A 15,772-nucleotide genomic window follows, 5' to 3' on the forward strand; every position below is an offset into this window, starting at 1 on the left:
GAGCCACCATGCACATACTCTTTGCCTGTCCCCACCATGATCCCGCCGCCTGGGTTCCGCTGCTGGAAGCCGCCATGCCCGGATGCCGCATTTCCGTGTGGAACCCGGACGGCCCGCCTTCGGGCGCGCAGGCGGCTCTGGTGTGGCGTCCGCCGGCCGAACTCTTCAAGCACGAGACCGGCCTTACCACGCTGTTCAACCTGGGCGCGGGCGTCGACGCCTTGCTGAAGATGCCCGAGATCCCGCCGCAGGTGCGCATCGTCCGTCTGGAAGACGCGGGCATGTCGGTGCAGATGGCGGAATACGCGCTGTACGCGTTGCTGCGCGTCGCGCGCGATTTCGAAGCTTTCGATCATGCGCAGGCGCGGCAGCACTGGGATACCCGCGAAGGCTCGCGGCAGGCGGACTGGCCGGTCGGCGTGCTGGGCCTGGGGCAGGTGGGCGCCAGAGTCGCTCAGACCCTGGCCGAATTCGGCTACCCCGTGGCGGGCTGGTCGCGCACGCCGCGCGAAATTCCCGGCGTCGAGACCTTTGCGGGCGCGGCCGCCTTGCCGGCGTTCCTGGCCCGCACGCGCTTCCTGGTGAACGTGTTGCCGCTCACGCCGGACACCGTTGGCATCCTCAACCGCGAAACGCTGTCGCAGTTGCTGCCCCATGCGCATCTGGTCAACGTGGGCCGGGGCGAACACCTGGTCGAGGATGACCTGGTGCAGATGCTCGAAGAAGGCGAAATCGACGGCGCCACGCTGGATGTGTTCCACACCGAACCCTTGCCCAAGGACCACGCGTTCTGGCGCGATGCGCGGGTGCACGTGACTCCGCACATCGCGGCGCGCACCTTGCGCGATGAGAGCATTCGCCAGATCGCAGGCAAGGTCGCGCAGTTGCAGCGCGGCGAAGCCATCACCGGCGTGGTCGACCGCTCGCGCGGCTACTGAGCCGGCGGCAGCGGGGCTTTTTCCAGCCGCTGGTACATGGCGGGCAGGCGCTCCGACAGGAAATCGAGCAGGGCGCGCACGGCGGGCATCATGCCCCGCCGCGACGGATAGATGCAATGCACGATGCCCTCGGGTGACTGCCATTGCGGCAAGACCTGCACCAGCTGGCCGCGCCGCAGCTGTTCATGCGTGGCGATCGAGGGCAGCAGGGCGATGCCGCGGCCCCGCACCGCGGCTTCGGTCAGCACGATGAAGTCGTTGCATGACAGCTGCGGTTTCAATTCCACATGCACTTCCTCGCCCTTGTCGTTGCGCAGGGGCCAGCGCACTTCGTTTTGCGGATCACTGAAGCTCAGTGTGGTGTGCGTGGCGAGGTCCTGCGGCGTGTCGGGCGTGCCATGGCGCTGCAGGTAGCTGGGGCTGGCGACCAGTGTGCCGCGCGCGGTGCCGAAGTGACGCACGACCAGTTCGGCGTCGGTATCCAGCTTGGTGCGCACGCGCAGCGCCAGGTCCACGCCCTCGCGGATCAGGTCCACGCGGCGGTTGGTCACAAGCAACTGCACCGACACGGCGGGCCAGGCGTCCAGGAACTCGGGCAGCAGCGGCGACAGCACGTCCTGCGCGATGGATACGGGGCAGCTCACGATCACGGGGCCGGTGGGTTCGGCCTGCAACTGCCGCATGGCGTCGTCCGCCGCGCGCGCCGATGCGGCCATTTCGCGGCAATAGTGCAGATAACGTTCGCCCGCCGAGGTCAGGCGCAAGCGGCGCGTCGTGCGTTGCAGAAGGCGCACGCCCAGGCTTTCCTCCAGGTGCGAGATCCGGCGCGACAAGCGGGATTTCGGAATGTCCAGCACCCTGGCCGCGGCGCTGAACCCTCCCTGTTCGACTACCTGGGAAAAGTAGTAGAGGTCGTTGAGATCTTGCATGATTGTTCTATTCCTGGAACGAATAGTTCATCATAACCGGATTTATGTGAACAATTAACCCGTCTACAGTGACGCCATGCACTCGGGATCTGATCAAAGCCTACGGATCCTGACCGCCCGCAGCGAGCGGGCCCTCACTGGAGAAATTTGCAATGAAGACCCTGGTTATCCTTTCCTCTATTCTCGGCGATCGTTCCAACAGCAAGCAATTGGCCGATCACCTGATCAACCGCGTCAAGGCGTCTAATCCGGCCGCGGCCATCAAGGTCCGCGACATCGGCGCCCAGCCCATCCCTTACTTCGACGGCAACACCGCCGGCGCCCTGTTCACTCCGGCCGATGCCCGCAGCGTGGACCAGCAACGCCTGGTTGAGATGAGCGACGCGCTGGTAGCCGAATTGATGGATGCCGATCGCATCGTGTTCGCCGTTCCGGTCTACAACTTCAATATGCCCGCTCAGTTCAAGAGCTATCTCGATCATCTCGCCCGCGCCGGCGTCACCTTCCGCTATGCCCCCGAAGGCGTGCCGGAAGGCCTGGTCAAGGGCAAGCAGGTGTTCGTGCTGACCGCCCGCGGCGGCAAGGCCGAAGGCACGCCTTCGGACACGATGACGCCTTACTTGCGCCAGATGCTGGCCTTCCTGGGCATGACCGACGTCACCTTCATCGCCGCCGAAGGCATGGCCATGGGTGAAGTGGCCGCGCTGGAAGGCATGGCGCAGGCCAAGCAGCGCATCGACGCGCTGCTGCCCGCTGCGCAGCAGGACAGCCTGGCTGCGTAAGCGCAGGCGTCCAAAGCAAAAGGCGAGCCTTGCGGCTCGCCTTTTTTCTTGCCGCGAGGGCAGGGCTCAGTCGCGCAGGCGCTTGATCAGGCTGGAGGTATCCCAGCGGCCGCCGCCCAGCTTCTGGACGTCGCCATAGAACTGGTCCACCAGGGCCGTCAGGGGCAGGCGCGCGCCATTGTGGCGGGCTTCGGCCAGCACCAGGCCCAGATCCTTGCGCATCCAGTCCACCGCGAAGCCGAAGTCGAACTTGTCGTCGACCATGGTGCCGCCACGGTTTTCCATCTGCCAGCTCTGCGCCGCGCCCTTGCTGATCACGTCCAGCACCAGCTTCATGTCCAGGTCGGCAGCCTGGCCGAAAGCGATCGCCTCGGACAGGCCCTGCACGACGCCTGCGATGCAGATCTGGTTGACCATCTTGGCCAGTTGGCCGGCTCCGGGCGGGCCCACCAGCGTGACCGCGCGGCCGAAGCTCTGCGCCACGGGCTTGATCGCATCGAACACGGCTTGTTCGCCGCCGCACATGATGGTCAACACGCCGTTGACCGCGCCTGCCTGTCCGCCGGATACCGGCGCGTCGACGAAATTCAGGCCCAGCTCCTTGGCCTGCGCGTAGAGTTCGCGCGCCACGTCGGCGGATGCGGTGGTGTGGTCGACGAAGACCGCGCCGGGCGTCATGCCGGCGAAAGCGCCGTCGGGGCCCAGCACGACGCTGCGCAGGTCATCGTCATTGCCGACGCAGGCGAACACGATCTGCGCGCCGGCCACGGCTTCGCGCGGCGTGGCTGCGCTCTTGCCGCCGAATTCGGCGACCCAGGCCTGGGCCTTGGCGGGCGAGCGGTTGTAGACCGTGACGTCGTGTCCTGCGCGCGCCAGGTGGCCGGCCATGGGCAGGCCCATCACGCCCAATCCGAGGAAAGTGACTTTCTGGGCTACGACAGCGTCGTAGCTCTTGGTACCGATCGTTGCCATGCAGGGGACTCCGCTTTATGTGATTGGGGCCGTCAGGCGTTGACGCCTGTAAACAGGCCCTAACCTTAACGCAATCAAAAGCCCGCGGCGAGTCCATCGCGCCGGCTGTCGCTGGCGCTGACATATCCGTCCACGGCCGGGTCGCCCAGGCGCCAGATGAACTGCCCCGATCCGAAGTCCATGTAGGGATCCGCCATGCTTTCGAGCACATGGCCGCGGGCGCGCAGTCCCTCGGCAACGGCCGCGGGCAGGCCGGCCTCCGCGTCCAGCGACAGTCCATGATTCCATTTCCAGCGAGGCGCGTCGCAGGCGGCCTGCGGCTGCTGGCCATAGTCCAGCATCCGGACCAGCGTCTGCACCTGCCCCTGGGGCTGCATATTGCCTCCCATGACCCCGAAACTCATGACGGGTGCGCCATTGCGCATCAGGAAGCCGGGGATGATGGTGTGGAAGGGGCGCTTGCCGCCCGCCACCGCATTGGCGTGGCCAGGGTCGGTGCTGAAGCAATGGCCGCGGTTCTGCAGGCTGACGCCGGTGCCCGGCACCACCACGCCGGAGCCGAAGCCCATGTAGTTCGACTGGATGAAGCTGACCATCATGCCGCACTTGTCTGCGGCCGTCAGGTAGACGGTGCCGCCGCGCGGCGCGTGGCCGCTGGCGTGGGGCTGCGCCGCATCGGGGTCGATCAGGCGCGCGCGCTGCGCCAGATAGTCCGCGGCCAGCATCTGCTCGGGCGTGACCTGCATGTGCTGCGAGTCGGCCACGTGCGCGTAGACATCGGCAAAGGCCAGCTTCATCGCCTCGATCAGCAGGTGCTGCGTTGCAGGGTGATCCACCGGGCGTGCCGCCACGTCGAAGTTCTGCAGGATGCCCAGGGCGATCAGGGCGGCGATGCCTTGGCCGTTGGGCGGAATCTGATGCAGCGTGTGGCCGCGGTAGCTTTGGCTGATCGGCGTCACCCACTGCGGCGCGTAATCGCGCAGATCCGCCAGCGTCAGCGCGGCGTCGTGGGCTTGGGCATGCGCCACCAGCTTGTGGGCGGTCTCGCCTTCGTAGAAGTCCCGGCCGCCGCTGGCCGCAATGCGCTTGAGCGTGGCGGCCGCGCCTTGAAGCACGAAGTGCTCGCCGACCTGCGGCGCGCGTCCGCGAGGCAGGAAATGCTCGGCGAAGCCCGGCTGCGGTTGCAGGAGGTCGGCTTGCGCCGCCCACTTTTCCTGCACGATGGGCGACACGGCAAAGCCGCGCTCGGCGTATTCGATGGCGGGTGCAAGCACGTCGGCAAAGGACAACCGGCCCAGCTTTTCGTGCAGGGCGGCCCAGCCCGCCACGCAGCCCGGCACCGTCACGCTGTCCCAGCCGCGCATCGGGATGGCGCCCTGGTGCTTGCGCCGGAAATAATCCATGTTCCAGGCTGCCGGCGCCGTTCCCGAGGCATTCAGTCCATGCAGCTTGGACCCGTCCCAGATGATGGCGAAACAATCCGATCCCAGCCCGTTGCTGACCGGCTCCGTCAGGGCCAGCGTGGCGGCCGCGGCGATCGCCGCGTCGACAGCGTTGCCGCCTTGCGCCAGGATCCGCAAGCCTGCCTGGGCGGCCAGCGGTTGTGACGTGGCGACCACGTTGCGTGCGAACACGGGGCGGCGGGTGGTGGGATAGGGGTTGTTCCAGTTGAAATTCATCTCGAATCATCGCGTGGGGTAAACCCCTAGCTTACCGTACGCGAACTGCGTTTGAACATAACCCGTATTGAGTTGTATTGATTCGTAGCGTTTATCGGACTGGATGCCGGACGCGCAAAGAAAAACCCCCGGGCGGAACCCGGGGGTTTTCAGGGCGAGACTGCCGCAGCGGGGCGGCAGGCTGGCTTTAGTCTTCTTCGACGAAGGTCTCTTCGCGCTTCTTGCGGATCGCCGGCAGGGCCACCAGGATCACCAGGAAGACGGCGACGGCCAGCAGCGAAGCCGACAGCGGACGCGTCACGAAGGTCGTGAAGTCGCCGCGCGACAGCAGCAGGGCGCGACGGAAGTTCTCTTCCATCATGGGACCCAGCACCAGGCCCAGCAGCAGCGGTGCGCCTTCGCACTTCAGCTTGGACCACACGTAGCCGATGATGCCGAAGATGGCGGTGGTGAAGATGTCGAACGTGTTGTAGTTCAACGAGTACACGCCGATCGTGCAGAACACCAGAATCGCCGGGAACAGGATGCGGTAGGGCACCTTCAGCAGCTTGACCCACAGGCCGATCAGCGGCAGGTTCAGCACGACCAGCATCAGGTTGCCGATCCACATCGAGGCGATCAGGCCCCAGAACAGCTCCGGGTGGCTCGTCATGACTTGCGGGCCGGGCTGGATGTTGTGGATGGTCATCGCGCCGACCATCAGCGCCATCACGGCGTTACCCGGGATGCCCAGGGTCAGCAGCGGGATGAACGAGGTCTGGGCAGCAGCGTTGTTCGCCGATTCCGGGCCAGCCAGGCCGGCCGGGTGGCCCTTGCCGAAGCGTTCCGGATTGCGCGAGATCTTCTTTTCCAGCGTGTAGGAGGCGAACGACGACAACACGGCGCCACCGCCAGGCAGGATGCCCAGGGCCGAACCCAGAGCCGTGCCGCGCAGCACAGCGGGGGCGGCTTCCTTGAATTCCTGCTTGTTGGGGTACAGCGAGCCGATCTTGTCGGTGATGTCGACGCGGTTTTCCTTCTGCTCGAGGTTGGTCATGATTTCGGCGAAGCCGAACACGCCCATGGCCACGATGGCGAAGTCGATGCCGTCTTGCAGTTCGGGGATGCCGAAGTCGAAGCGGGCGACGCCCGAGTTCACGTCGGTGCCCACCATGCCCAGCAGCAGACCCAGCAGGATCATCGCGATGGCCTTCGGCAGCGAACCCGAAGCCAGCACCACGGCGCCGACCAGGCCCAGGCACATCAGCGAGAAGTACTCGGCCGGGCCGAACTTGAACGCGACTTCAGCCAGCGGGGGCGCGAAGGCGGCCAGCAGCAGCGTGGCCACGCAGCCTGCGAAGAACGAACCCAGCGCAGCGATTGCCAGCGCGGCGCCCGCGCGGCCGTTGCGGGCCATCTGGTGGCCGTCCAGCACGGTCACCACCGCGGACGTTTCCCCTGGCAAGGCCACGAGAATTGCCGTTGTGGAGCCGCCATATTGGGCGCCGTAGTAGATGCCTGCCAGCATGATCAGGCCGGCCACCGGGGGCAGCACGTACGTGATCGGCAGCAGCATTGCGATGGTCGGGACAGGGCCGATGCCCGGCAGCACGCCGATCAGCGTGCCCAGGATGCAGCCCAGCAGGGCATAGGCCAGGTTCTCGGGCGTGAACGCCACCGAGAAGCCCAGCATGAGGTTGTCAAACAATTCCATGGCCGAAGGCTCCTTAGTTCATGCCCAGAAACGACGGCCACAGCGGGAAAATCAGCCCCAGCCCCTTGACGAATGCCAGATACGAGAACACCACCAGGAAGATCGCGTTGGCAACGGCGACCTTCAGGCTGAACTCATGGCTGGCCAGGCTGCTGACGACAACCAGAACGAACACCGAGATGTAGATGCCCAGCAGCTTGAGGATGAAGCCGTAGAGCACGACCGATCCGACCACCAGGAACACGATGCGCCAGTCGAACTTGTCGACGTGGGTTTCGTGCGCCTTCTTGGACATCGAGCCAAGCAGCACGATGGCGCCCAGCAATGCCAGAACAATGCCTAGCCAGAAAGGAAAATACCCTGGGCCCATTCGGGCGGCAGTACCCATTTGGTAGCTGCTGGCCTGCCAGGCGAATCCCAGTCCAAGGGCGATGAACATCACCCCCGACCAGAAGTCCTGTCGATTGCGTAGCTGCATGATTGGTTGGCTCCTGTTTACAGCATGTAGATAAAAAGGTCTGTGGCCAATCCCGCCGACAGGCGAGTGACAGGCACAAAAAAGGCACTTCAGGGTGCCATTTGTTCTTATGAAAGGTAAGGCTGGGATTCTTGAAAGGGCGAATGGTAATGGACGCCCGCCACGCTGCAAACCCTGTAAGGTCGGTGAAAGGCTGGGGTTTTCCCTAGAATTCGGGAACTCCCGACCCCGAGTTGTAACGGGTCAGGAAGTTTGAGGGCTTTTTGAAAGCTAAGTGAAAGTTTATAGAAAGAAAGACGAAAGCAGGATCGGCCGGATGCGTGGCTTTCGAATGAGGCAGGAATAAATCCTACTGAATATTGCCGGGTTTCTCACCTTGCGTGAAGAGACCCCGTTCAACTCAGGATGGTTTACGATAGCGCCCATGCTGCAAGATCTAGACCAACTCGCCGCCCGCATAGGGCAACTGGTGCAACGCACCCGGCAACTCCACGCAGAGCGTGACGCGTTGCGCCAACGCCTGAACGAAACCGAAGCTGAGCAGCGTGTGCTCAAGCAGCGCGCCGCCGAGCGCGAGGCCGAAATCGTCACGCTCCAGAGCAAGCTTCAGGATCACGACGGCGCGGTCACCTCCATGCTCGAGCAAGCCCAGCAGGCCGAGGCCGCGCTGCGCGAGCAACTGGCCCGCGAAACCTCCGAGCGCCAGTCTCTCGAATCGCGTTTCTCCGCCCGTGAAACCGAACTGCAAGGCAGCTTGCAGACCCGCGACACCGAATTACAGCGCTTGCGCGTGGCCGCCGCATCGGCCCGCGAGCGCATTGACGCCGTGCTGGCCCGCTTGCCGGGCGCACCGTCTGGAGAGCAACACTGATGGAACGCGTAGATGTCACCATACTGGGGCGCGACTATTCTTTGGCGTGTTCCGCCGAAGAGAAGCCGACGCTGCTGGCCGCCGTGCGCCACGTGGACCAACTGATGCTGCGCATCCAGGGCACGGGCAAGGTCTCCAGCAATGAACGCATCGCCGTGATGGCCGCGCTGCAAGTCGCGGGCGAGCTGCTCGCCATGAAAGCGCCCGATGGTCCGCTGGGCGGTTTGGCGGTCGGCGACTTCAAGCGTAGAATCGAGGACATGAACGCAGTACTCGATGACGCCTTGTCGGGTCAGGAAAAGCTGCTCTGACAGTTCATATAGCAGTACTCAAGTATTTTCAGTTTGTCCCTGCCGTGTTCGTGACTAGGCCATACATTCTCTGAACCTATGTCTTATGGCATATTGGTTGCGGGAGTGCAGAGCTGGAGTGATCGTCTCCTGTAGACGAACCCGACGCTCTTCGGAACGCGACCACCTTGAACCTCAGGGTTCGAGATGCCGGCCTTGACGGCACAGGCGGGGCATCTATCCCAGCGGGCCTGCCATAAGAGCAGGTCCGCCTCGGGCGCCTCACCACTCCCCTTCGTCCTCCCTCTAGGACCAGTCCATGTTCAAACACCCTGTTTTCTCGCTGACCAAACTCGGCGCAGCGTGCGCAGCCGTGGCCGCTCTGAGCGCCGCGCCGCTTGCCCATGCGCAGACCCAGGCGCCCGCCGCCGCGACGGAAGCGTCGGCCAGCCGCGCGCCCGAACTGACTCTGCAGGCCAATGCGTCTTCTGAAGTCAAGCAGGACACGGTCCGCATTTCCTTGTCCGCCGAAGTCGAGGCGCCCGACCAGCCCGCCGCAGGCAAGAAGCTGAGCGCGGCCTTGGACGACGTGGTCAAGCGTGCGCGCGACGTCAAAGGAGTGGAAGTGCGCACTGGCGGCTACAACGTCTGGCCGAACACTTCCAGCAAGGGCAAGATCGGTTCCTGGCGCGGCCAGGGCGAAGTGATCCTGGAATCCAAGGACTTCGAAGCCGCGGCGGCGTTGGCGTCCAAGCTGTCGGACAAGACCGCCATCTCGAATATCAGCTTCCTGCTGTCGCGCGAAGTGCGCGAGGCCGAAGAGCGCAAGCTGCTCAAGGAAGCCGCGCAAGCCTTCAAGGACCGCGCGCTGGCCGCAGCCAACGCCTTCGGTTTCTCGGGCTACCGCCTGTCCAAGCTGGAACTGGGCGGCTCGGGCGGCCCCGTGCCGATGCCGCGCATGATGGGCGCCGCGGCCATGGCCAAGGACGCCTCGGGCGGCTATAGCCCGGACGTCCCGCTGGAAGCGGGCAACGTCACGGTCAGCATCGCGGTCAACGGGACGATCGTTTTGCAGTAAGGCTGAACATGATGGCGCCCAGGGCGACCATCGGCACGGACAGCCACTGTCCCATGCTCAACCCGCCCGCGAGCAGGCCCAGGAAGTTGTCCGGCTCGCGGGTGAATTCCACCAGGAAGCGGAACGTTCCGTAACCCATCAGGAAGAGCCCGCTCACCTGGCCCAGCGGGCGCGGCTTGCTCGAAAACCACCACAGCAGCGCGAACAGCACGATGCCTTCCAGGCCCAGCTCATAGAGTTGCGAGGGGTGGCGCGCCAGTCCGTCGCCGCTGTCCGGAAACACCATGGCCCACGGCACATCGGTGGGCCGGCCCCAGAGTTCGCCATTGATGAAGTTGCCCAGGCGGCCAAAGCCCAGCCCCAGCGGAATCAGCGGCGCGATGAAATCGCTGACCGCGAAGAATGGCAGCTTCTTCTTGCGTGCGAACAGCAGCATCACCACGATTACGCCGATCAGCCCGCCATGGAACGACATGCCGCCCTGCCACAGGTACAGCACTTCCAGCGGATGGGACAGGTAGTAAGAGGGCTTGTAGAACAGCACATAACCCAGCCGTCCGCCCAGCACCACGCCCAGCACGCTATAGAAGATCAGGTCTTCCAGATCCTTCACGTTCAGTGACGTGGTGTGGCCGGAGGTGATGCGGCGGCGTCCCAGCAGGTACACCATGGCGAAGCCCACCAGGTACATCAGTCCGTACCAGTGGATGGCAAGCGGCCCGATCTGCAGGGCGACGGGGTCAAATTGGGGATATTGCAGCATGTTCTGCCCGACACAATAAAGTTGAATGATAATAACCGGCGAACATTGAAGATTCGCGCGCAAGCGAGCCAGTTCCCCCCGGGGCGGTTGCCATGTCCGAGCCCCGGCGGCCGACAGGAGACAGACCATGCCGCACAACGATCGTTCCCGCCACATCACCCACGGTGTCGCGCGCGCGCCCAATCGCGCCATGTATTACGCGCTGGGCTATCAGGAAGCCGACTTCGAAAATCCCATGATCGGCGTGGCCAACGGCCATTCGACGATCACGCCATGCAATAGCGGCCTGCAGCGCCTGGCCGATGCGGCCATCGATGCGATCCGCGCGTCACGGGCCAATCCCCAGGTATTCGGCACGCCCACCATTTCAGACGGCATGTCCATGGGCACCGAGGGCATGAAGTACTCGCTGGTCTCCCGCGAGGTCATCGCCGACTGCATCGAGACCGCGGCGCAAGGTCAGTGGATGGACGGCGTGGTGGTGATAGGCGGGTGCGACAAGAACATGCCTGGCGGCATGATTGCACTGGCGCGCACCAACGTGCCCGGCATCTACGTCTATGGCGGCACCATCAAGCCCGGCCACTACAAGGGCAACGATCTCACCATCGTATCCGTCTTCGAGGCCGTGGGCGAATACACCATGGGCCGCATGCCCGAAGAAGATTTCAAGCAGATAGAAAAGTGCGCGATTCCCGGCTCCGGGTCCTGTGGCGGCATGTACACCGCCAACACCATGAGCTCCGCGTTCGAAGCCATGGGCATGAGCCTGCCGTACTCGAGCACCATGGCCAACGAGGACGAAGAAAAGGTCACTTCCGCCGCGGAGTCTGCGCGCGTACTTGTCGAGGCGGTCAGGAAGGGTTTGCGCCCGCGCGACATCATCACGCGCGAATCCATCGAAAACGCGGTGTCCGTCATCATGGCCACGGGCGGCTCCACCAATGCTGTGCTGCATTTCCTGGCAATCGCGCATGCGGCGGAAGTGCCGTGGACCATCGACGACTTTGAACGCATCCGCAAGCGCGTGCCTGTCCTGTGCGACCTGAAACCGTCCGGCAAATATGTCGCCACCGACCTGCATCGCGCCGGCGGCATTCCGCAGGTCATGAAGCTGCTGCTCAACGCCGGCCTGTTGCACGGCGACTGCATCACCATCACCGGCAAGACCATCGCCGAGACCCTGGCTGATGTGCCCGACGCTCCCAGGGCGGACCAGGATGTCATCATGCCGCTGGATCGCGCGCTGTACCCGCACGGCCATCTTGCCATCCTGAAAGGCAATCTCTCTCCCGAAGGCTGTGTCGCCAAGATCACTGGCTTGAAGAATCCCGTCATCACGGGCCCGGCGCGCGTCTTCGATTCCGAGGATGACGCCATGACCGCCATCATGGCGCGCGAGATCCGCGATGGCGACGTGGTGGTCATCCGCTACGAAGGGCCGAAGGGCGGTCCCGGCATGCGTGAGATGCTTGCGCCGACCTCCGCGCTGGTCGGCCAGGGACTGGGCGAAACGGTGGGTCTCATCACCGACGGCCGTTTTTCCGGTGGCACCTGGGGGATGGTCGTGGGCCATGTCGCGCCTGAGGCTTTCGTGGGCGGCCCCATCGCGCTGATCCGCGAGGGCGATTCGGTTACCATCGATGCCCACAAGCTGCTATTGCAGCTCAATATCAGCGACGAAGAAATGGCGGCTCGTCGCCAGGCCTGGGTTCAGCCCCGGCCGCGTTATACACGCGGTGTGCTTGCCAAATTCGGCAAGCTCGCCAGCACCGCGAGCCGTGGGGCAGTTACCGATGCATTTGAAGAGTAGTCTGTTGTTGGCCGCCGCCTGCGTCCTGGGCGCGGGGGCGGCGCAAGCGCAAACCACCGGGTTGGATCTGGCCAAGAACAAGGCCTGTATGGCCTGCCACCAGGTCGAAGCCAAGCGTGTCGGCCCGCCGCTCAAGAGCGTGGCTGAACGCTATGCGGGGCAGGGCGACGCCATGGTCGATTACCTGGCAGGCAAGGTCCGCGGCGGCGGTCGCGGCGCCTGGGGTGCCGTGCCCATGCCCGCGCAGACTCAGGTCAGCCCGGACGACGCCCGCGCGCTCGCCGAATGGATCTTGTCGCTGGCTCCGCCCAAGCAGTAGTCTTATTCTCTCGCGTTCCGCGCACGAAAGCCGGGACGCCAGGCCGTATTCCGCGGCCCTTTATCAGGAAGGAATCGTCATGGCAGAACAACCCTCTCCGGGCAATGAGGTCGCGGTACTTGGCGGCGGCTGCTTCTGGTGCGTTGAAGCGGTGTTCACCGAGCTGCGCGGGGTCAAGAGCGTGCTGCCCGGTTATAGCGGCGGGCATGTGGACAATCCCAGCTACGAGCAGGTCTGCGGCAAGGCCACGGGCCACATCGAAGTGGCCCGCATCGAGTTCGATCCCGCTGAACTGTCCTACAGTGACTTGCTGCGCGTATTCTTCGCGACCCACGACCCCACCACACCGGGCCGCCAGGGCAATGACGTCGGTCCGCAATACGAATCCGCCATCTTCTGGCAGAACGAGGGGCAGCGCGAGCAGGCCCAAGCCGTCATCGCCGAGGTCAATGCACAGCAGATCTACGATGCGCCCATCGTGACGCACGTGCTGCCGCCCGCCAAGTTCTGGCAGGCCGAGGACTACCACAGCAACTACTTCGCCCTGCATCCCGAGCAAGGCTATTGCCAATTCGTGATCGCGCCCAAGGTCGCCAAGTTCCGCAAGCAGTTCCAGGAGCGGCTGCAAAAGTAGCAGGCAAAAAAAACCTCACCACAAGGTGAGGTTTCAAAGCCAGCGCCGATGCCCGAGCACCGGGCGCTGGCGGGGGAAGACTTTATTCGACGGTCTTCACCACGCCGCGGCGCATCTGGTCCAGTTCGATCGACTCGAACAGGGCCTTGAAGTTACCTTCGCCGAAGCCATCGTTGCCCTTGCGCTGGATGATCTCGAAGAAGATCGGGCCGATCTGGTTTTCGGTGAAGATCTGCAGCAGCAGGCCGCCGCCGGGGGCGCCGTCCAACAGGATGCGGTTCTTTTGCAGGCGCGCTACGTCTTCGCCGTGGTTCGGCAGACGCCGGTCCAGCAGCTCGTAGTAGGTTTCCGGCGTGTCCAGGAACACTACGCCGTTCTGGCGCAGCGCTTCGATGGTGGCGTAGATATCTTCCGTGGCCATGGCGATGTGCTGGATGCCTTCGCCACGGTACAGGTCCAGGTATTCCTGGATTTGGCCTTTTTCTTCCGTGCCTTCCTCGTTGATCGGAATGCGGATGTTGCCGCAAGGCGAGGTCATGGCTTTGGACTTCACGCCCGTCACCTTGCCCTCGATGTCGAAGTAGCGCACTTCGCGGAAATTGAAGAGGCGTTCGTAGAACTCTGCCCACTCGGCCATGCGGCCCTTGTGCACGTTGTGCGTCAGGTGGTCCACCAGCGTCAAGCCGGCGCCGCGGTGATTCAGGTCGGCCTGGGCGTTTTGCGGATCCACGGGAACGAAGTCCACGTCATAGATGCTGATGTCGCCAATACCGCCATGGCCGTCCTTGCCAGCCCAGCGGTCCACCAGGTAGATCAGCGAATCGCCGATTCCCTTGATCGCTGGAATGTTCAATTCCATCGGGCCGCTGTGCGAATCGAAGCCCCACGCGCCCAGTTCCAGCGCGCGCTTGTAGGCGGCGTTGGCATCTTGCACACGAAAGCCGATCGCACAGATCGACGGGCCGTGCAGGCGCGCGAAACGCTGGGCGAAGGAATCCGGTTCTGCGTTGATCAGGAAGTTGACGCCGCCCTGGCGGTACAGGGTCACGTCCTTGTGGCGGTGCTTGGCGATGGCCTTGAAGCCCAGCAGTTCGAACACCTTGCGCAGCGCGGCGGGGTCCGGCGCGGCATATTCAATGAATTCGAACCCGGCGGTGCCCATCGGGTTGTCCCAGGGTTGGAAAGCGCTGCTCATAAGTCTGCTCCCTTGCATCGTTTTTAAGGACGACTTGTTCTTCAAGTCTAGACGGAGATTGTAGGAAGGAACGACGGGCAGACAATTGCAAACATGTCGCGAAAGCCAGTAGGTTGAGCAATAATATTGCCGGATAGAAAATATTAAGGGCTGAAAATGTCTGACATTGAGCTGGATAGGACAGATATACGGATTCTGGCCGAATTGCAGCGCGACGGCCGCCTCAGCAACCAGGAGCTGGCCGATCGTGTGTCGCTGTCGCCCAGTCCCTGCCTGCGGCGGGTCCGCAGACTGGAAGAGAAGGGCTTCATCAAGAAGTACGTCGCCCTGATCGACGCGAAGAAGGTCGGCCTGGGGCTGCTCGCCTACGTAAACATCCGTCTGAACAAGCACAGCGGATCCAGTCATGCTCCCATGAGCGACTTCGCACGCGACGTGCAACTATGGCCGGAGGTCGTGGAGTGCTATGCCATGTCCGGAGACATGGACTACCTGTTGCGTATACAGGTCGCCGACCTGGCGCATTTCTCCCGGTTCGCCATGGATACGCTCATGCGCCACCCTGCAGTGGTGGACATGCGTTCATTCTTCGCCCTACAGCAGATCAAGGAAACCACAGAGCTCAGGCTCTAGCTATGGCTTTTCAGCCCCTCTCTATATATAGGTACCGCCCTCAGACGTTTGTCGTGGGGTGTCCAGGGCGAATGGTGCGTCCCCGTAAAGGATGCATCTTTTAAAAAAAGGGTGTCACCTTCGTAGTCCCGCCAAAATTCCGTGCTATAGTCTCGCTCCTTCGCGATTCGGGCAGTTTTGAAGCGTGAAGCCAAGCAGGCACACGGGTTGGCTAAGGGAAACCTAGCCGGCCTGCCGCCAGGTCAGCAGCGATGTTGACAGCGGTTATTGCAAGGGTTGCAGCAAATTAGGCAGAAGCCAGTTGCGTAATCTGCAAAAATCGTGCTATAGTCTTGGGCTTGGCTGGTGATGATTGTTAAGGGTTTACCCTTATATTGCTGACCATCCAGGCGGTAACCGATCTCAGATTCAAAGCGAAAGCGGCGGCGATGGGGTTGCTAGATAAGGTGCAAATTAGGCAAAAGCCAGTTGCACAATCTGCAAAAATCGTGTTATAGTCTTGGGCTTGGCAGTTGCCGAAAACTTAGGGTTAACCCTGATATTTCGATAGCTGCTAAGAGAGGCAGACCTGAAGAGGTCGCAAGCAAGAAAGCGAAACGCAGTATGTGACGCCGACTTGACAAGCGAAAAAAACTTCTTCATAATCTCGTTTCTCTGCTGCAAACAACGCGGCGCCAGCGAAAGCGGCGTAGCGAAGCGAGCAGG

17 protein-coding genes and 1 other RNA gene are annotated in these 15,772 nt (G+C 63.2%); 10 read left to right on the forward strand and 8 right to left on the reverse strand.

Annotated elements, in window-relative coordinates:
- Window positions 1-8: 8 nt before the first annotated feature.
- A complete protein-coding gene (locus IB258_RS28075) occupies window positions 9-938 on the forward strand; it encodes a glyoxylate/hydroxypyruvate reductase A (RefSeq protein WP_119449438.1) in 930 nt (309 codons plus the stop codon).
- Here IB258_RS28075 and IB258_RS28080 read toward each other — a convergent pair.
- Entirely contained in the window at window positions 932-1,867 is a 936-nt protein-coding gene (locus tag IB258_RS28080) for a LysR family transcriptional regulator (RefSeq protein ID WP_054458519.1), read from the reverse strand. The two genes, IB258_RS28075 and IB258_RS28080, sit on opposite strands and share 7 nt — an antisense overlap.
- Before the next feature lie 152 nt (window positions 1,868-2,019).
- Here IB258_RS28080 and IB258_RS28085 point away from each other — a divergent pair, with 152 nt between their 5' ends.
- Window positions 2,020-2,649, forward strand: a complete 630-nt coding sequence (locus IB258_RS28085; protein ID WP_192353489.1) for an FMN-dependent NADH-azoreductase — start codon at window positions 2,020-2,022, stop codon at window positions 2,647-2,649.
- A 66-nt stretch (window positions 2,650-2,715) separates the two neighbouring features.
- Here IB258_RS28085 and IB258_RS28090 read toward each other — a convergent pair whose 3' ends face one another.
- From IB258_RS28090 to IB258_RS28105, 4 genes are all read right to left on the reverse strand, one after another.
- On the reverse strand, window positions 2,716-3,621 hold the full coding sequence (locus IB258_RS28090; RefSeq protein ID WP_119449440.1) for an NAD(P)-dependent oxidoreductase: 906 nt from the start codon (window positions 3,619-3,621) through the stop codon (window positions 2,716-2,718).
- 74 nt (window positions 3,622-3,695) lie between these two features.
- On the reverse strand, window positions 3,696-5,300 hold the full coding sequence (locus IB258_RS28095) for a gamma-glutamyltransferase family protein (protein ID WP_175161287.1): 1,605 nt from the start codon (window positions 5,298-5,300) through the stop codon (window positions 3,696-3,698).
- A gap of 187 nt (window positions 5,301-5,487) precedes the next feature.
- Window positions 5,488-6,993 (reverse strand): tripartite tricarboxylate transporter permease, encoded by a 1,506-nt coding sequence (locus tag IB258_RS28100; protein ID WP_054458528.1) that lies wholly within the window; start codon window positions 6,991-6,993, stop codon window positions 5,488-5,490.
- A gap of 13 nt (window positions 6,994-7,006) precedes the next feature.
- Window positions 7,007-7,471, reverse strand: coding sequence for a tripartite tricarboxylate transporter TctB family protein (locus tag IB258_RS28105; RefSeq protein WP_054458530.1), 465 nt, complete (start codon window positions 7,469-7,471; stop codon window positions 7,007-7,009).
- A gap of 424 nt (window positions 7,472-7,895) precedes the next feature.
- Here IB258_RS28105 and IB258_RS28110 point away from each other — a divergent pair, with 424 nt between their 5' ends.
- The 4 genes from IB258_RS28110 to IB258_RS28125 all read left to right on the forward strand — a co-directional run bounded on the left by IB258_RS28110 (window position 7,896) and on the right by IB258_RS28125 (window position 9,710).
- A complete protein-coding gene (locus IB258_RS28110; protein ID WP_054458532.1) occupies window positions 7,896-8,342 on the forward strand; it encodes a hypothetical protein in 447 nt (148 codons plus the stop codon).
- Complete coding sequence (locus IB258_RS28115) at window positions 8,342-8,653, forward strand: cell division protein ZapA (RefSeq protein WP_006388757.1); 312 nt, start codon at window positions 8,342-8,344, stop codon at window positions 8,651-8,653. The genes IB258_RS28110 and IB258_RS28115 overlap by 1 nt, the downstream gene beginning before the upstream one ends.
- Before the next feature lie 33 nt (window positions 8,654-8,686).
- A non-coding RNA gene (ssrS, locus tag IB258_RS28120) (6S RNA) lies at window positions 8,687-8,871 on the forward strand.
- A gap of 80 nt (window positions 8,872-8,951) precedes the next feature.
- A complete protein-coding gene (locus IB258_RS28125; RefSeq protein WP_054458533.1) occupies window positions 8,952-9,710 on the forward strand; it encodes an SIMPL domain-containing protein in 759 nt (252 codons plus the stop codon).
- On the opposite strand, the gene lgt is transcribed toward IB258_RS28125, so the two are convergent.
- The gene (gene lgt, locus IB258_RS28130) at window positions 9,685-10,473 is read right to left on the reverse strand and encodes a prolipoprotein diacylglyceryl transferase (protein ID WP_192353490.1); all 789 of its coding nucleotides are present in this window, start codon (window positions 10,471-10,473) and stop codon (window positions 9,685-9,687) included. The genes IB258_RS28125 and lgt overlap by 26 nt on opposite strands.
- 127 nt (window positions 10,474-10,600) lie before the next feature.
- Between lgt and ilvD the strand changes: the two genes are divergently transcribed.
- The 3 genes from ilvD (at window position 10,601) to msrA (ending at window position 13,239) form a co-directional block, all read left to right on the forward strand.
- On the forward strand, window positions 10,601-12,286 hold the full coding sequence (ilvD, locus tag IB258_RS28135) for a dihydroxy-acid dehydratase (RefSeq protein WP_192353491.1): 1,686 nt from the start codon (window positions 10,601-10,603) through the stop codon (window positions 12,284-12,286).
- On the forward strand, window positions 12,270-12,605 hold the full coding sequence (locus IB258_RS28140; protein WP_192353492.1) for a c-type cytochrome: 336 nt from the start codon (window positions 12,270-12,272) through the stop codon (window positions 12,603-12,605). The genes ilvD and IB258_RS28140 overlap by 17 nt, the downstream gene beginning before the upstream one ends.
- Before the next feature lie 79 nt (window positions 12,606-12,684).
- On the forward strand, window positions 12,685-13,239 hold the full coding sequence (gene msrA / locus IB258_RS28145) for a peptide-methionine (S)-S-oxide reductase MsrA (RefSeq protein WP_054458540.1): 555 nt from the start codon (window positions 12,685-12,687) through the stop codon (window positions 13,237-13,239).
- An 82-nt stretch (window positions 13,240-13,321) separates the two neighbouring features.
- Here the strand turns inward: msrA and hppD are convergent, their stop codons facing one another.
- On the reverse strand, window positions 13,322-14,434 hold the full coding sequence (hppD, locus tag IB258_RS28150; protein WP_054458542.1) for a 4-hydroxyphenylpyruvate dioxygenase: 1,113 nt from the start codon (window positions 14,432-14,434) through the stop codon (window positions 13,322-13,324).
- Window positions 14,435-14,590: 156 nt separating this feature from the next.
- On the opposite strand from hppD, the gene IB258_RS28155 reads away from it, so the two are divergent.
- Window positions 14,591-15,067 (forward strand): Lrp/AsnC family transcriptional regulator, encoded by a 477-nt coding sequence (locus IB258_RS28155; RefSeq protein ID WP_054458545.1) that lies wholly within the window; start codon window positions 14,591-14,593, stop codon window positions 15,065-15,067.
- Between the two features lie 453 nt (window positions 15,068-15,520).
- Here the strand turns inward: IB258_RS28155 and IB258_RS30450 are convergent.
- Window positions 15,521-15,772, reverse strand: a 252-nt coding sequence (locus tag IB258_RS30450) for a hypothetical protein (protein WP_225590537.1), incomplete at its 5' end; no start/stop codon positions are given.

Origin of the sequence: Achromobacter sp. ACM02, from assembly GCF_014851605.1 — a bacterium.
GTDB classification, from domain to species: domain Bacteria; phylum Pseudomonadota; class Gammaproteobacteria; order Burkholderiales; family Burkholderiaceae_B; genus Achromobacter; species Achromobacter aegrifaciens.

What these genes read in the sequence shown, in the direction of transcription:
- msrA (WP_054458540.1), top strand. Translation starts at nt 12,685, where the DNA reads ATGGCAGAACAACCCTCTCCGGGCAATGAGGTCGCGGTACTTGGCGGC.
- hppD (WP_054458542.1), bottom strand. Translation starts at nt 14,434, where the DNA reads ATGAGCAGCGCTTTCCAACCCTGGGACAACCCGATGGGCACCGCCGGG.
- IB258_RS28140 (WP_192353492.1), top strand. Translation starts at nt 12,270, where the DNA reads ATGCATTTGAAGAGTAGTCTGTTGTTGGCCGCCGCCTGCGTCCTGGGC.
- IB258_RS28085 (WP_192353489.1), top strand. Translation starts at nt 2,020, where the DNA reads ATGAAGACCCTGGTTATCCTTTCCTCTATTCTCGGCGATCGTTCCAAC.
- IB258_RS28155 (WP_054458545.1), top strand. Translation starts at nt 14,591, where the DNA reads ATGTCTGACATTGAGCTGGATAGGACAGATATACGGATTCTGGCCGAA.
- IB258_RS28115 (WP_006388757.1), top strand. Translation starts at nt 8,342, where the DNA reads ATGGAACGCGTAGATGTCACCATACTGGGGCGCGACTATTCTTTGGCG.
- IB258_RS28075 (WP_119449438.1), top strand. Translation starts at nt 9, where the DNA reads ATGCACATACTCTTTGCCTGTCCCCACCATGATCCCGCCGCCTGGGTT.
- IB258_RS28095 (WP_175161287.1), bottom strand. Translation starts at nt 5,300, where the DNA reads ATGAATTTCAACTGGAACAACCCCTATCCCACCACCCGCCGCCCCGTG.
- IB258_RS28090 (WP_119449440.1), bottom strand. Translation starts at nt 3,621, where the DNA reads ATGGCAACGATCGGTACCAAGAGCTACGACGCTGTCGTAGCCCAGAAA.
- IB258_RS28080 (WP_054458519.1), bottom strand. Translation starts at nt 1,867, where the DNA reads ATGCAAGATCTCAACGACCTCTACTACTTTTCCCAGGTAGTCGAACAG.
- IB258_RS28105 (WP_054458530.1), bottom strand. Translation starts at nt 7,471, where the DNA reads ATGCAGCTACGCAATCGACAGGACTTCTGGTCGGGGGTGATGTTCATC.
- IB258_RS28100 (WP_054458528.1), bottom strand. Translation starts at nt 6,993, where the DNA reads ATGGAATTGTTTGACAACCTCATGCTGGGCTTCTCGGTGGCGTTCACG.
- ilvD (WP_192353491.1), top strand. Translation starts at nt 10,601, where the DNA reads ATGCCGCACAACGATCGTTCCCGCCACATCACCCACGGTGTCGCGCGC.
- IB258_RS28125 (WP_054458533.1), top strand. Translation starts at nt 8,952, where the DNA reads ATGTTCAAACACCCTGTTTTCTCGCTGACCAAACTCGGCGCAGCGTGC.
- IB258_RS28110 (WP_054458532.1), top strand. Translation starts at nt 7,896, where the DNA reads ATGCTGCAAGATCTAGACCAACTCGCCGCCCGCATAGGGCAACTGGTG.
- lgt (WP_192353490.1), bottom strand. Translation starts at nt 10,473, where the DNA reads ATGCTGCAATATCCCCAATTTGACCCCGTCGCCCTGCAGATCGGGCCG.